The following is a 14145-nucleotide window of genomic DNA, read 5'->3' as shown; positions in this document are numbered from 1 at the left end:
TTGAACCCTGAGCCACCATTTTTACGTACTGAATAAATATGAGTACATGTTGCAGTGGTGCATAAAATGACAAAAGCCAATGTTGAGATCTCGCCTTTAGGTAGGTGTACAACGCCAAACCAGACTGTTAACGCGCTCTATTGGCTTGGTGAGGATTTACGTATAGCTGATAACGCTATATTTACAGATATTGCCGAGCATGCTCAGCAACTTATGGTTGTGTATTGTATTGATCCGCAGTGGTTTCGTTGTGCTCAATATCAAGCTGACTATGTAGGCAAACACAGATTACGATTCTTACTCGAGTCATTGCAGGCTTTAGATGACTCCCTCAATCAATATGGTCAGCAACTTCATATTGTTTATGCTCGGGCGCAAGATTGCTTACCACACATTATAAATACTCATGGTATTACGCGAGTTTACCGAAGCCATCATAGTGGCGCAGATGAACAAGCAGCATGGCAAGCGGTTCAACAACATTGTCGAACCGGTATTCAGTTTTCGACCTTGGCAACTCAAACCCTGTTTAACTTACAGCAACTTCCTTTTGATTTAGATGCACTCCCTGCAACGTTTAGTCAGTTTCGTAAACTGATTGATGGAATTGATATTACCGCGCCATCAGATGCCATTTCCTGGTTGCCACCAATGATTGCGCTGCAGTCACAAGATAAACAGTTGCAAGATTGGTTGCGATACCCCAAATGGCTGCCTCAAACTCATAGGTTGAGCAATGTATTTTGTGGCGGCGAGATCCAAGGCAAGTTGCAATTAGACAGCTATTTTGCCTCTGATTTAGCCCATAGCTATAAATTAGTGCGTAACGAGCTCGATGGCTGGGAACACTCAACAAAGTTTTCGCCATGGCTAGCTAATGGCAGCATATCTGCTCGCCAAGTTATATCGGCACTCGGTCAATTTGAATCTCAACATGGAGCCAATGACTCAAGTCAATGGATTAAGTACGAGCTATTGTGGCGAGAGTATTTTCATTGGTATGGCCATAAGTTTACGAGCACATTATTTCGATTCTCTGGGATTAGCGGTAAAAAGCCATTAACCAGTTTTTATGCTAAGCGCTTGCAAGCCTGGAAAACCGCCACTACGCCTTATGCGCTCGTTAACGCACTCATGAAACAATTAAACGAGACAGGGTATATGTCTAATCGTGGTCGGCAAATTGTCGCCAGTTGTTTGGTCCATGAGTTGCAATGTGATTGGCGCTATGGTGCAGCCTATTTTCAGCAACAACTGATTGATTATGATGTGGCAGTCAATTGGGGTAATTGGCAATATTTGGCTGGCGTGGGCGCAGATCCTCGAGGGTCTAGACGGTTCAATCTTGTTAAGCAACAGCAAACTTATGACCCTCACGGTCGCTTTATCGCTGCATGGTTAGGTGGTGAAGCCCTGCAGCAAAACGACAGCAACCACACCGCCAATATTGATGGTGTCGATATGGCAGATTGGCCAACAGCGTGAGGATGTGTGAGCTAAATAAGAGTTGAGAAAAACTTGTGCACCAGCAGTGAGTTTTAGTCTGCTTGTTTGACCTTTAATGTGCAAACCAGTACTCTGCGATTTCATTGATATGAATTAACAAGAGTATCACTATGTCTGTCGAACAAATCATTACAGATAAATTGAGTCAAGCCTTTGCGCCAGTGCATCTTGAGGTGATTAATGAAAGTAATCGTCATCACGTGCCGCCCAACTCAGAAACCCATTTTAAAGTGGTTGTGGTAAGTGACCAGTTTAGCGAACAACGTTTACTGGCTCGCCATCGTTTAGTTAACCAAGCCCTAGCGGAAGAGTTAGCTAATGGCGTGCATGCATTATCAATAAATGTGTATACCGAAACAGAATGGCAAGCTTTAGATGAAGTGCCTAAGACACCAAACTGCAAAGGTTAGTTCGCTATTATTGTCACGTTTCCAGTGAGTTATTAGTGATGAAACAACGGCATCTAACAGTCAAAAGTATAAACTTATTCAATACGTTAAACGATAAAAACCTCGCCTATGTGTGAGGTTTTTTTATTACTCGGCAATCATTGTCAGTTGTTATGATTATGTTAGAGTAAACCTAAATTATGTTTAGACATTAAGGATTTCGTCATGAGTAAGGTGAAACAGACCTGCTGGCTAATTGGGCTCACTTTACTGTTAGGTTGCCAACCTGAGGTGCAAACTCCTCAGGCGGAAGTACAATCCGAAGTGCAATCTCCTGTCATCCCTTATCAAGCCATTACATGGCGTTTAGCGACATCCTGGCCTAAAAATCTTGCAGGATTAGGTATGGCTCCAGAGCGATTTGCTCAATTAGTTGAGCAAATGTCTAATGGGCGTCTATCTATAGAGGTTTATGGTGCAGGCGAACTCATGCCTGCCTTGTCTGTATTTGATGGTGTCAGTAAAGGCACGGTGCAAATGGGCCATAGTGCCGCTTATTATTGGAAAGGCAAAGCACCCGCAGCGCAGTTTTTCTCGTCGATTCCATTTGGATTAAATGCTCAACAAATGAATGCATGGTTGCACTACGGTGGCGGTATGGCACTGTGGGAAGAAGTGTATCAACCGTTTGGGGTTTTACCGCTAGCAGGTGGCAATACTGGGATGCAAATGGGCGGTTGGTTTAACCGTGTTATACACTCTGCAGAAGACATTAAAGGGCTTAAAATGCGCTTGCCTGGCATTGGTGGGGAAGTGTTAAAAAGGCTGGGTGGTATTCCTGTTGACGAACTTGCTGGCCGCGAGCTTTATGGTGCATTACAAACTGGCGCAATCGATGCGGCTGAATGGGTCGGGCCATATAATGATTTACCTTTAGGGTTAAATCAGGTCGCTAAATATTATTATTACCCTGGTTGGCATGAACCCGGTTCGACCATGGAGTTTTTAATTAATAAGCATGCTTTTGCGGCATTAACACCCGATTTACAGGCCATTGTTAAAGTAGCTGCGCGAGCGGTGAATCAAGACATGCTAGACGATTATACTCAAGGCCACATTGCAGCAATGGACACCTTGATCACTGAGCATAATGTGCAAGTAACACCTTTTCCATCAGAGGTTATCGCAGCATTAAAACAGGCTAGGGATGAAGTATTAACAGAAGAAGCCGCAAAAGACCCATTGTTTAATAAAGTATTACAAGCTTATTTAGCCAACGAGGCTGCGGTTAAACGTTATTTTCACTATACCGAAGACGCACTTAACTAATGCTAAATAACCTTGAAAGATCAATAGTTCTTAAGATGAATAAAACGATAAAAACTCCGGCTGTGACCTTGGCTGATAAGTGATACTATTTCGATATTAGATCGTATATTGTCAACATGATTTTATATTCTGGGAGAGAGCAATGCCTTTATTAGACAGTTTTACCGTGGACCATACTCGTATGAATGCTCCTGCGGTTCGAGTTGCAAAACATATGAGCACCCCAAGCGGTGATGCGATTACCGTATTTGATTTGCGCTTTTGTGCGCCAAATAAAGACATATTAAGTGAGCGAGGAATTCATACTCTTGAGCACTTATTTGCTGGTTTTATGCGCGATCATTTAAACGGTGATGGTGTTGAAATTATCGATATTTCACCAATGGGTTGTCGCACAGGCTTTTACATGAGTCTAATTGGTCAACCTTCTGAGCGTATGGTGGCCGATGCATGGTTAGCTGCAATGAGCGATGTCACTAACGTGGTTGAGCAAAAAGACATTCCAGAGCTTAATGAATATCAATGCGGCACTTATGAAATGCACTCGTTAACAGAAGCGCAAGATATTGCTCGTATGATTATTGCAGCAGGTGTGAGCGTCAATCGAAATGATGACTTAAAACTGAGTGATGAGATTTTAGGTAACCTCTAAACTGATCTCTACTCTTATAAAAAGCGGCTTAGGCCGCTTTTTTTGTCACTAAACAGTCATAATATTGATGAAACGTTATCAGTATGCTGTTTTTATGTCACTGAAACCGTTATTGTATCGGGCATAATAAGAGACACATTTTATTTTGGCTCGACCAGACACATATACGGAGATAACCATGTCTAACCACCCATTTGGCCTGTCAATCATTGCTGCAGCGGTCTTGTTTGCTTGTCATTCAACTCAAGCGTTTGCCGAAACGGTTACAGAATCGATTGATAAGGCAAATAACCAGATTGACTTACAGCAATCAACACAGAAGGCTTTTCATTATCGTCAAAGCGATATTGCGTTAGGGTTAACTGGGGCAACGGTATTGCCTAGTGCACCGAACGCCAATGTTGAGTTAATGCATCGTGGTGTATCAGATGGTGTGGCCGTGCTACAAGATGGCATTTTCTTTTCGCCAGCACCTTATTCAGGTCAAAACCTGGTACTTCAGCCTAACTTGCAACAGCAACAAAGTGTGACGTTATCGAGTATGACCAGTGTGGTAGACGGCTCTGAAGCTGCATTTGGTAAATTAGCCTACCAGTCAGTGGCGATCAGTGAGAAAAAATACGCGGGCGAGTTTAATGTTGAAATAAATGACGATGCTGATTACAGCAGCGGCGTGATTATTAGTGGCACGACTAAAGAATACGGCATGTTGTTGGCTGTAGACTATCAATCTGCATCAGATGATGTGGGTTATGAGTTAGCACGTGATGCTGATGCCACTCAAAAAGATATTATGTTTAAGATTGGCGCTGACAGTTTACCAGGTGCACGTAATAAGCAATCTACAGAATTCAGTTACCAGTATTCTAGCCAAGATGCTGAGCAAGGCACTTTAGGTTTAACAAATGATGATTTTTCTCTCGTCCCAAATCAACGCTATGGCGCAGCGAATATCGATTTTACCGACGGCGAACGCCAGCGTTATGTGTTAGCTCATAAGCTGCTATTGTCGAAGACATCTACGGTCGACACCGATTTTTATTACCAAACTTATTCGCAAAAAACAGCTGATATGTTGTTTGTTGATGGCGAAATGATTAACAACGTATCGCTTGGTGAGATTGCTGCATTTGAAATCGCCCCTACTACAGATGGCATGAACCTTGGCGCATTATCGCAAGATAACGATTTTGCCGGTTTTGGGGTGCAAACCAAAGGCGTGAGTATGCAGGGGCAACATCAAGTGACTTACAGCGCCCGTTATCACACTGACAAAGCTGAAATGGAGTTAGGCAGCCAAGATTGGCTGTGGAATAACGATTTATCGTTAAGCTCTACAACAGATAAAGAAGCGTTAGTGGTCTATAAAGATGACGCATCGGCGTTTTCGTCAGCGGTTGATGCTCAATTAAATTATGGTCAATGGTCGGTTAACCTAGGGCTCGGTTATGAGCATGTAAGCGTGTCTCGAGATGTTAACGATGACTATGACCTTGCAGAAGCTGATTTTTCAGATGATGGTTGGACTCCTTCTGTTGAAGTGGCCTATACCCAAGGTGCCTGGTCTGCCGCATTACAGGCTAAACAAGCCTGGACCGCCGCATCGGCTGGCAATGTCGATCAAACAGCGCAAGAAGCATTGCAATATCAATTGGCTGTAGCATATCAGCAAGATGCGTTGGCGGTATCTATGGCGGCATATATGCATGATTATGATAACCAACATATTGGTTGTATGTTTGGCATGATTTGCGATTACGAGCAAATTGCATTGCAAGAAAACATCGAAGATGTGACGGTGACAGGCATCGACTTATCGGCTGAGTATAGCTTAGCGTTTGATAGTTTTTCGATTCCATTTAAAGCAAAATATCAGTACACCCAAGCCGAAACAGATATTGGATATTGTTCAAATACTAATGGCTGCTTTGACGCCGACAGCCAATTACCCTGGGTACCTAAGCAGCAGTTTAGCTTTAGCTCTGGTGTGGTAATGGGGGATGTGTCAGTGATTGCACAGGCGCTGTTTCAATCAGAATTAGAATATGAAGGCAACCTTGTCGCTATTGAGCCAATCGACAGCCAATGGAAAGTTGATTTAACGGCGAGCTACCGCATGACTAAACAACATGAAGTGTATTTAAGAGTTGAAAACGTATTGGATGAAGAGCTTGTGGCAAAACGAACCCTAGCGGGTTTACAGGCTCAATCAGAAATGAGCGCTTATTTGGGTTACCAGGCGCGTTTTTAGTTATCAATTAGTCTTAGTCTATTATTAATGGCAGCAGCCTGAGCACATCTTGCTTGAGCTGCTGTTTTTTTATGCACGAACAAATTAGATAACATTATTTCTATAAATATTAATGCTATAGTATGCCAAACCGTCATACTGCCGTTGCAGTTTTGTACGGTGTTGTTATTCAGTTAGATTAAGTTAAATGTTGTCGCGGGACAAAGGTATTGGTTTGAAAACACCTATTATTTTCGTGGCGATAGTCTCATATTTACGGTAAAATGCGCGCGACCAGCGTGATTGCGATCGCATTTCCGTGTTAAATCTGCGCTAGCTCAAATGGCAAGTATTTGTTAATACTTTGTTTTTGTAGCGGAACGTGGCGCATTGTCTTTCCTTCAAACGTAGTGCTTGTGGATATGATTACAATTAAGAAAGGATTGGAACTGCCTATAGCAGGCGGACCAGAGCAAGTTATCCATAATGGCCCAGCCATTAGACATGTAGCTACTTTGGGTGAAGAGTATATTGGCTTACGTCCAACGATGAAAATCAAAGTGGGCGATAAAGTACAAAAAGGCCAGGTTCTTTTTGAAGACAAAAAGAATTTAGGCGTTAAATATACGGCTTTAGCCAGTGGTACTATATTAGAAATCAACCGAGGTGCAAGACGTGTACTTCAGTCTGTTGTTATTGCTGTAGAAGGTGACGATAGCGTTGCTTTTGCTCAATACGAAGCAGACAAATTAGACACGTTAGACGTACAGGCCGTTCGTGATAATCTGATTGATTCAGGTTTGTGGACTGCTTTGCGTACACGCCCTTTCAGTAAAGTGCCCGCAGTAGATGCTACTACAGCAGGTATTTTCGTTACTGCAATTGATACTCAACCTCTTGCTGCCGATCCTGTGGTAGTCATCGCTCAACATAAAGACGATTTTGCTAACGGCCTTAAGGTATTAGCACGATTAACTGAAGGTAAAGTTTACCTATGTAAAGCGCCAGGTGCTGATATCCCTGCAGCCAATGCCCAAGTTGAAGAATTTGCCGGAAAACATCCAGCAGGTTTAGTGGGTACCCACATTCATCATGTTCTTTCTGCTTCTGCGACTCGCAGTGTATGGCATATAGGTTATCAAGATGTGATTGCGATTGGCCAACTGTTCACTCAAGGTGTGTTAAACACTGAGCGTGTTGTGGCTATTGGTGGTCCTAAAGCAAAACAACCTCGCCTAGTTCGCACTGTATTAGGTGCAAGCATGACTGAACTTACTGCTGATGAAACAGTAGGTGAAGGTGTTCGTATCGTTTCTGGTTCGGTATTAAATGGCCGCACTGCAGTAGGACCTCATGCTTATTTAGGTCGCTACCATCAGCAGGTAAGTGTACTTGAAGAAGGCAATGAGAAAGAATTGTTTGGTTGGGCTATGCCTGGTTCAGACAAATTCTCTATTACCCGTGCATTCTTAGGTCACTTAAGCCCATCGCGTCTATTTAACATGACGACCAGTACCGGTGGTTCAGACCGTGCAATGGTACCTATTGGTAACTATGAACGTGTGATGCCGTTAGACATTTTAGCTACCATGCTACTTCGTGATCTTGTGTCTGGGGACTTTGATGGCGCAGCTCGTTTAGGCGCATTAGAGTTAGACGAAGAAGATTTGGCATTGTGCACGTTCGTATGTCCAGGTAAGTATGACTACGCTTCATATTTACGTGACTGTCTAGATACGATCGAGAGGGAAGGCTAATGAGCTTGAAAGATTTTATCGAGCGTATTGAACCGCAATTTGAAAAAGGCGGTAAGTACGAAAAGTGGTATGCGCTTTATGAAGCCGCAGCGACTGTTTTTTATACTCCAGGTAAAGTGAACCATGGTAAAACCCATGTTCGCGATAACCTTGACCTAAAACGTATGATGATTACGGTTTGGGCCTGTACATTCCCAGCAATGTTTTTTGGTATGTACAACGTAGGTTTACAAGCTCAAATCGCTATGGCTGCCGGTTTCGGTACCCCTGACGTTTGGCAAGTTGGTTTATTCGAACTCTTTGGTGCGCAGCTCTCTGCGGACTCTGGCATAGCATCATTAATGTTTTATGGTGCCTGCTTCTTCCTACCAATATATGCAGTCACATTTGTGGTCGGCGGTTTTTGGGAAGTGCTGTTTGCCTCGGTGCGTGGTCATGAAGTTAACGAAGGCTTCTTCGTTACATCTGTACTGTTTGCCTTAACCTTACCAGCTACGATTCCGTTATGGATGGTGGCATTAGGTATTACCTTTGGTGTGGTTGTCGCAAAAGAAATCTTTGGCGGTACAGGTCGTAACTTCTTAAACCCAGCCTTAGCAGGCCGTGCATTCTTGTTCTTTGCTTACCCATTAAGCATGTCTGGTGACACTTCTTGGGTGGTTGCAGACGGTTATTCTGGTGCAACAGCATTGAGCCAAGCCGCACAAGGTGCTTTTGACTATACCTCTAATGCAAACTGGATAGATGCCTTTATGGGCTTCATTCCTGGTTCTGTTGGTGAAGTGTCGACATTTGCTATTTTGCTAGGTGGCCTTGTTATTATTTATACCCGTATTGCGTCATGGCGCATCGTGGGTGGTGTAATGCTTGGTATGGTTGCGATTGCCACATTGTTAAACGTTGTTGGTAGTGATACTAACCCAATGTTTGCTATGCCTTGGCACTGGCACTTAGTGTTAGGTGGTTTTGCTTTCGGTATGATGTTTATGGCGACAGATCCTGTGTCTGCGTCGTTCACAAATACAGCTAAATGGGCATACGGTTTCTTAATCGGTGCAATGGTAGTGTTTATCCGTGTGATTAACCCTGCATTCCCTGAAGGTATGATGTTAGCTATTTTATTCGCTAACTTATTTGCACCTTTATTTGACCATTTCGTAGTTCAGGCAAATATCAAGCGGAGGATTGCTCGTGGCTAGTAATAAAGATTCGTTCGGTAGAACGCTATTTGTTGTTGTCGGCTTATGTCTTATCTGTTCTGTGCTGGTATCGACTGCAGCGGTTGTTTTAAAACCGACTCAGCAAGAAAACAAGCTACTTGATAAGCAAAAGTATATTCTCGAAGCAGCAAGCCTGATTAATACCAAAGAAGGTAACGTCACTAAACAAGACATTCTGAGTAAATATAACCAGTATGTTGAAGCGCGTTTAGTTGACCTAAAAACCGGTGAATTTGTAGAAGGTGATGCCAACGCTTACGATCAACGTAAAGCGTCGCGTGATTTTGCAACTTCTTCAATTCCAGAAAATGACATTGCCTCAATCAAACGCGTAGCTGACAAAGCGGTTGTGTATTTGGTGCGTGATGATGCCGGTCAATTAACCAGTGTTATTTTGCCTGTTCACGGTTACGGCTTATGGTCGACCATGTATGCATTTTTAGCATTAGAAGCTGACTTAAACACGATTCAAGGCTTAGTCTATTATGACCAAGCTGAAACACCGGGTTTAGGTGGTGAAGTTGAAAATCCAAAATGGAAAGCATTGTGGAAAGGTAAGAAGTTATTTGATGAGCAAGGCGACTTGGCTATCAATGTAACGAAAAACCCTGCAGTGGCGAGCACTGTTTACGGTGTGGATGCATTATCTGGTGCAACATTAACCAGTAACGGCGTACAACATTCATTGCAATTTTGGTTAGGTAAAGAAGGCTTTGCAAGCTTTATCGCTAAAGCACGCAACGGAGGGGTAAGCTAATGGCTGACGTTAAAGAACTTAAACAGGTTCTGACTGGACCGATTATCAATAACAACCCAATTGCATTGCAAATTTTGGGTGTATGTAGTGCGCTTGCTGTGACGACTAAGCTGGAAACAGCATTGGTAATGACAATTGCATTAACTGCGGTAACAGCGTTTTCTAACCTGTTTATCTCACTTATTCGTAATCACATTCCAAGCAGCGTTCGTATTATTGTGCAGATGACGATTATTGCTTCTTTAGTAATCGTGGTTGACCAAGTACTACAAGCTTATGCTTATTCGATTTCTAAACAGTTATCGGTATTCGTTGGTTTGATCATTACTAACTGTATTGTAATGGGCCGCGCTGAAGCGTATGCAATGAAAACGCCTCCTCTGATGAGCTTTATGGATGGTATCGGTAACGGTTTAGGTTACGGTGCAATCTTATTGTCGGTAGGCTTTATTCGTGAATTGTTTGGTAATGGTTCAATATTTGGCGTAGAAATCCTCAGTAAAATCTCTGACGGTGGTTGGTATCAGCCGAACGGTTTATTACTGTTACCACCAAGTGCGTTCTTCTTGATTGGTGGTCTGATCTGGTTGCTCCGTACGTATAAGCCAGAGCAAGTAGAAGCAAAAGGATAAACGCAATGGAACATTATATTAGTTTATTAATTCGCTCCGTTTTCATTGAAAACATGGCGCTAGCGTTCTTCTTAGGTATGTGTACTTTCTTAGCTGTGTCTAAAAAAGTGACTACTGCGATGGGCCTAGGTGTTGCAGTTATCGTGGTATTAGCTATCTCGGTTCCTGCTAACCAAATTATCTATCAAGGTTTACTTGCTCCTGGCGCGTTAGCTTGGGCAGGTGTTCCTGATGCTGATTTGAGCTTCTTGAAGTTCATCACCTTTATCGGTGTGATTGCAGCACTTGTGCAAATTTTGGAAATGGCGTTAGATAAATATTTCCCACCTTTGTACAACGCGTTAGGTATTTTCTTACCTTTGATTACCGTGAACTGTGCAATTTTTGGTGCAGTATCTTTCATGGTAGAACGTGATTACAACCTAGGCGAGAGCGTGGTATTTGGTATCGGCTCTGGTATTGGTTGGGCATTAGCAATTGTATTGCTAGCCGGTATTCGCGAAAAGATGAAATATTCTGACGTGCCAAATGGCTTACGTGGCTTAGGTATTACCTTTGTTACTGCTGGTCTTATGGCTCTAGGTTTCATGTCATTCTCTGGTGTTTCTCTTTAAGAGCATTGAGACGACGCATTAATTTGAACCTTTAAGGATAAGTGAATGGGTATTCTTGAATCTACTCCAATAGATGTTTATCTAGGTGTGAGTATGTTTACTGTGATTGTATTAGTGTTGGTATTAGTGATTTTATTCGCTAAATCAAAACTAGTAGCAAGCGGTGATATCATCATTGGTATCAACGGCGACACAGATAAAGCAATTAAAACAGGTGCAGGCGGCAAGTTACTTGGCGTATTAGCAGACAACGGTATTTTCGTATCAAGTGCGTGTGGTGGCGGTGGCTCATGTGGTCAGTGTCGTGTGCACATTAAATCAGGTGGTGGCGATATTCTACCTACTGAGCTCGATCACATTAGCAAAGGTGAAGCACGTCAAGGGTGTCGTTTATCTTGTCAGGTTAACGTTAAATCTGACATGGAAATCGAACTTGATGAAGAGATCTTCGGTATCAAGAAATGGGAATGTGAAGTTATCTCTAACGATAACAAAGCAACGTTCATTAAAGAACTTAAGCTACAAATCCCTGATGGCGAATCTGTGCCTTTCCGTGCCGGTGGTTATATTCAGATTGAAGCACCCGCTCACCATGTTAAGTATGCTGAGTTTGAAGTACCTGAAAAGTACCGTGGCGACTGGGAACACTTTGGCTTCTTCAAGTTAGAGTCTAAAGTTGACGAAGAAACCATTCGTGCATACTCAATGGCCAACTACCCAGAAGAGTTTGGAATTATTATGTTGAACGTGCGTATTGCTACGCCACCGCCACGTAACTTAACTCTACCGTGTGGTAAAATGTCTTCGTACATTTGGAGCCTTAAAGCTGGCGATAAAGTGACAATTTCTGGTCCATTTGGTGAGTTCTTCGCTAAAGATACCGATGCAGAAATGATCTTTATTGGTGGTGGTGCTGGTATGGCGCCAATGCGTTCACACATTTTTGACCAATTAAAGCGTCTTAAATCAAAACGTAAAATGAGCTTCTGGTACGGTGCGCGTTCTAAACGTGAAATGTTCTACGTAGAAGACTTTGACGGCTTAGCGGCTGAAAATGATAACTTTAAGTGGCACGTTGCATTATCTGATCCGCAAGCGGAAGATAACTGGACCGGTTATACAGGCTTTATTCATAACGTATTGTACGAAAACTACTTACGTGACCACGATGCGCCAGAAGATTGTGAGTTCTACATGTGTGGACCTCCAATGATGAACGCAGCCGTGATTGGTATGCTAAAAGACTTAGGCGTTGAAGACGAAAACATCTTACTCGATGATTTCGGTGGCTAATGAGGTAACTCATTACATTGACAAGTAAGTCATGAAAATTGCAGCAATGCAGACAGGGTGGTTAAACACAGGTCTGCAGGCTGCAATTTTTTTTATTCCTTTAACCAGCGTAAATTTGAAATGACCGTGAATGCTATCAAGTTATTATTAACCGCCTTATTGCTTTTTTGCGTGAGCGCCTGCAGCACGCCAGAGCCTGTGATTGCCTTATCGGGTAGTACGATGGGGACCACTTACCACATCAAAGTGGTGCCAAATGATAAATTGCCTGAAGCGCAATTATTACAGGCCGAAATCGACATGGCGTTAGAGGTGGTTAACGACCAAATGTCGACTTATCGCAATGATTCCGAATTGTCGAAGTTCAATCAATTACAAGTGCAGCAAAGTGTTAAAGTGTCTGCCGATACCCTTAAAGTGATTAATGAAGGTATGCGTTTGTATCAAGAAACTGGCGGTGCGTTAGATATCACTTTAGGGCCAGTGGTTAATTTATGGGGGTTTGGACCGGATAAACGACCAACCTCAGTACCGACCCAAACACAGATAGATGCAGCTAAAGCGAAAATGGGCATTAATGAGCTTGCCATAAACGGCACCACATTGACTAAACACAATGCTGGCTTATATGTCGATTTATCATCTATTGCCAAAGGTTTTGGGGTTGATAAAATTGCCTCAATTTTAGACAAGTATGATGTCAGTGGCTATTTAGTCGAAATTGGTGGCGAGTTAAATGTTAAAGGCACCAAAGCTGACGGCATCGCATGGCGTATTGCGGTCGAGCAACCGACCGATGAAGGCCAGGCAGTACAGCAAGTGATTGAGCCCGGCACCATGTCATTGGCAACATCAGGAGATTATCGTAACTTTTATGAAGAAAATGGCGAACGCTTTTCACATTTAATCGATCCTCGTAACGGATATCCTATTAAGCATAAACTTGCTTCTGCAACCGTGCTACACTCTAGTTGTATGACCGCAGATGGATATGCTACCGCCATGATGGTGTTAGGTACACAAGCTTCATTGGCACTTGCTAAAGAGAAAAATTTAGCAATAATGCTGATTGAAAAACAGGACAAAGGTTTTAAGGTCTATTACAGCGATGCATTTAAAGCATATGTAAAATAACCTAAAACAGGGTTATACCCAATCAACTTGAAGATCCGTGTTTCAGAGCTTCACCGTGTTTTCAATACTAGGCGCGTTAATGCGGTAATGTAGGTACCTTATAAATTAGCGCAACAACGTAGTGGGAACACGGTGAAACTCCCAAAGGGCAAGTTTTACACGCGTTTATGCTGCGTTATTGATTTTGGAAAGGGAACAACCATTACCTGCAATCAATGCCTTACCTAAACGCGTGTAAATTCTTGCTGAAATCGAGCATCTTCAGGTTGATTGGGTATATATAGCTGACGATTAGGTCAGAACTAGGCTAGATTGAGTTAATTGGAGTTCGTAATGAGCACATTTATTGCTGCGTTTGTGGTGTTACTATTATTTTTCTTATTAATGTCTGTTGGCTATATCGTGAAGAAAAAAGCGGTAGAAGGCAGTTGCGGTGGATTAGGTGTGTTAGGTATTGAGAAGGCCTGTGACTGTGACAATCCTTGTGATGCGCGCAAACTCCGCATGCAAAAAGAACAAGAGCGTAAAGACATGCTCAACCAAAATAGAATCATTTAATCTGTATTGCTGCTAATTTTAGAGCTTACAATGTAAAGAGCCTTCATTATGAAGGCTTTTTTTATGGGGTTCAT

The 14145-nt window shown here is 42.7% G+C and carries 13 protein-coding genes; all 13 read left to right on the top strand.

What is annotated here, in order from left to right; genetic code table 11:
* The first annotated feature begins 66 nt into the window (after positions 1–66).
* The 13 genes from GQA99_RS15580 (at position 67) to nqrM (ending at position 14071) form a co-directional block, all read left to right on the top strand.
* Positions 67–1485 carry a DASH family cryptochrome gene (locus GQA99_RS15580; protein WP_160055364.1) on the top strand — a complete coding sequence of 473 codons (1419 nt, stop codon included), beginning with the start codon at positions 67–69 and terminating at the stop codon, positions 1483–1485.
* Between the two features lie 131 nt (positions 1486–1616).
* Positions 1617–1916 (top strand): BolA family protein, encoded by a 300-nt coding sequence (locus GQA99_RS15575; protein WP_160055361.1) that lies wholly within the window; start codon positions 1617–1619, stop codon positions 1914–1916.
* A gap of 204 nt (positions 1917–2120) precedes the next feature.
* On the top strand, positions 2121–3224 hold the full coding sequence (locus GQA99_RS15570; protein ID WP_160055358.1) for a TRAP transporter substrate-binding protein: 1104 nt from the start codon (positions 2121–2123) through the stop codon (positions 3222–3224).
* 142 nt (positions 3225–3366) lie between these two features.
* Positions 3367–3876, top strand: a complete 510-nt coding sequence (gene luxS / locus GQA99_RS15565; RefSeq protein ID WP_160055355.1) for an S-ribosylhomocysteine lyase — start codon at positions 3367–3369, stop codon at positions 3874–3876.
* Between the two features lie 178 nt (positions 3877–4054).
* Positions 4055–6127 (top strand): TonB-dependent receptor domain-containing protein, encoded by a 2073-nt coding sequence (locus tag GQA99_RS15560; RefSeq protein ID WP_160055352.1) that lies wholly within the window; start codon positions 4055–4057, stop codon positions 6125–6127.
* A gap of 401 nt (positions 6128–6528) precedes the next feature.
* Positions 6529–7863: a Na(+)-translocating NADH-quinone reductase subunit A gene (locus GQA99_RS15555; protein ID WP_160055400.1), complete on the top strand. Its 1335-nt coding sequence runs from the start codon at positions 6529–6531 to the stop codon at positions 7861–7863.
* Positions 7863–9062, top strand: a complete 1200-nt coding sequence (locus GQA99_RS15550; RefSeq protein ID WP_160055349.1) for an NADH:ubiquinone reductase (Na(+)-transporting) subunit B — start codon at positions 7863–7865, stop codon at positions 9060–9062. The genes GQA99_RS15555 and GQA99_RS15550 overlap by 1 nt, the downstream gene beginning before the upstream one ends.
* Positions 9055–9840 (top strand): Na(+)-translocating NADH-quinone reductase subunit C, encoded by a 786-nt coding sequence (locus tag GQA99_RS15545; protein ID WP_160055346.1) that lies wholly within the window; start codon positions 9055–9057, stop codon positions 9838–9840. The genes GQA99_RS15550 and GQA99_RS15545 overlap by 8 nt, the downstream gene beginning before the upstream one ends.
* Positions 9840–10472 carry an NADH:ubiquinone reductase (Na(+)-transporting) subunit D gene (locus GQA99_RS15540; protein WP_160055343.1) on the top strand — a complete coding sequence of 211 codons (633 nt, stop codon included), beginning with the start codon at positions 9840–9842 and terminating at the stop codon, positions 10470–10472. Before GQA99_RS15545 ends, GQA99_RS15540 begins: the two co-directional genes overlap by 1 nt.
* A gap of 5 nt (positions 10473–10477) precedes the next feature.
* Positions 10478–11086, top strand: coding sequence for an NADH:ubiquinone reductase (Na(+)-transporting) subunit E (gene nqrE / locus GQA99_RS15535; RefSeq protein ID WP_160055340.1), 609 nt, complete (start codon positions 10478–10480; stop codon positions 11084–11086).
* A 45-nt stretch (positions 11087–11131) separates the two neighbouring features.
* Positions 11132–12379 (top strand): NADH:ubiquinone reductase (Na(+)-transporting) subunit F, encoded by a 1248-nt coding sequence (nqrF, locus tag GQA99_RS15530; RefSeq protein ID WP_160055337.1) that lies wholly within the window; start codon positions 11132–11134, stop codon positions 12377–12379.
* A gap of 120 nt (positions 12380–12499) precedes the next feature.
* Positions 12500–13513 carry an FAD:protein FMN transferase gene (locus GQA99_RS15525; protein WP_160055334.1) on the top strand — a complete coding sequence of 338 codons (1014 nt, stop codon included), beginning with the start codon at positions 12500–12502 and terminating at the stop codon, positions 13511–13513.
* A gap of 333 nt (positions 13514–13846) precedes the next feature.
* Positions 13847–14071: a (Na+)-NQR maturation NqrM gene (gene nqrM / locus GQA99_RS15520; protein ID WP_160055331.1), complete on the top strand. Its 225-nt coding sequence runs from the start codon at positions 13847–13849 to the stop codon at positions 14069–14071.
* Positions 14072–14145: the final 74 nt, after the last annotated feature.

It is taken from the genome of Shewanella litoralis, assembly GCF_009828585.1.
Classification (GTDB): Bacteria; Pseudomonadota; Gammaproteobacteria; order Enterobacterales; family Shewanellaceae; genus Shewanella; species Shewanella litoralis.
The sequence above is the reverse complement of the archived record's forward strand: the minus strand, read 5'-3'. Positions and strand labels throughout refer to the sequence as shown.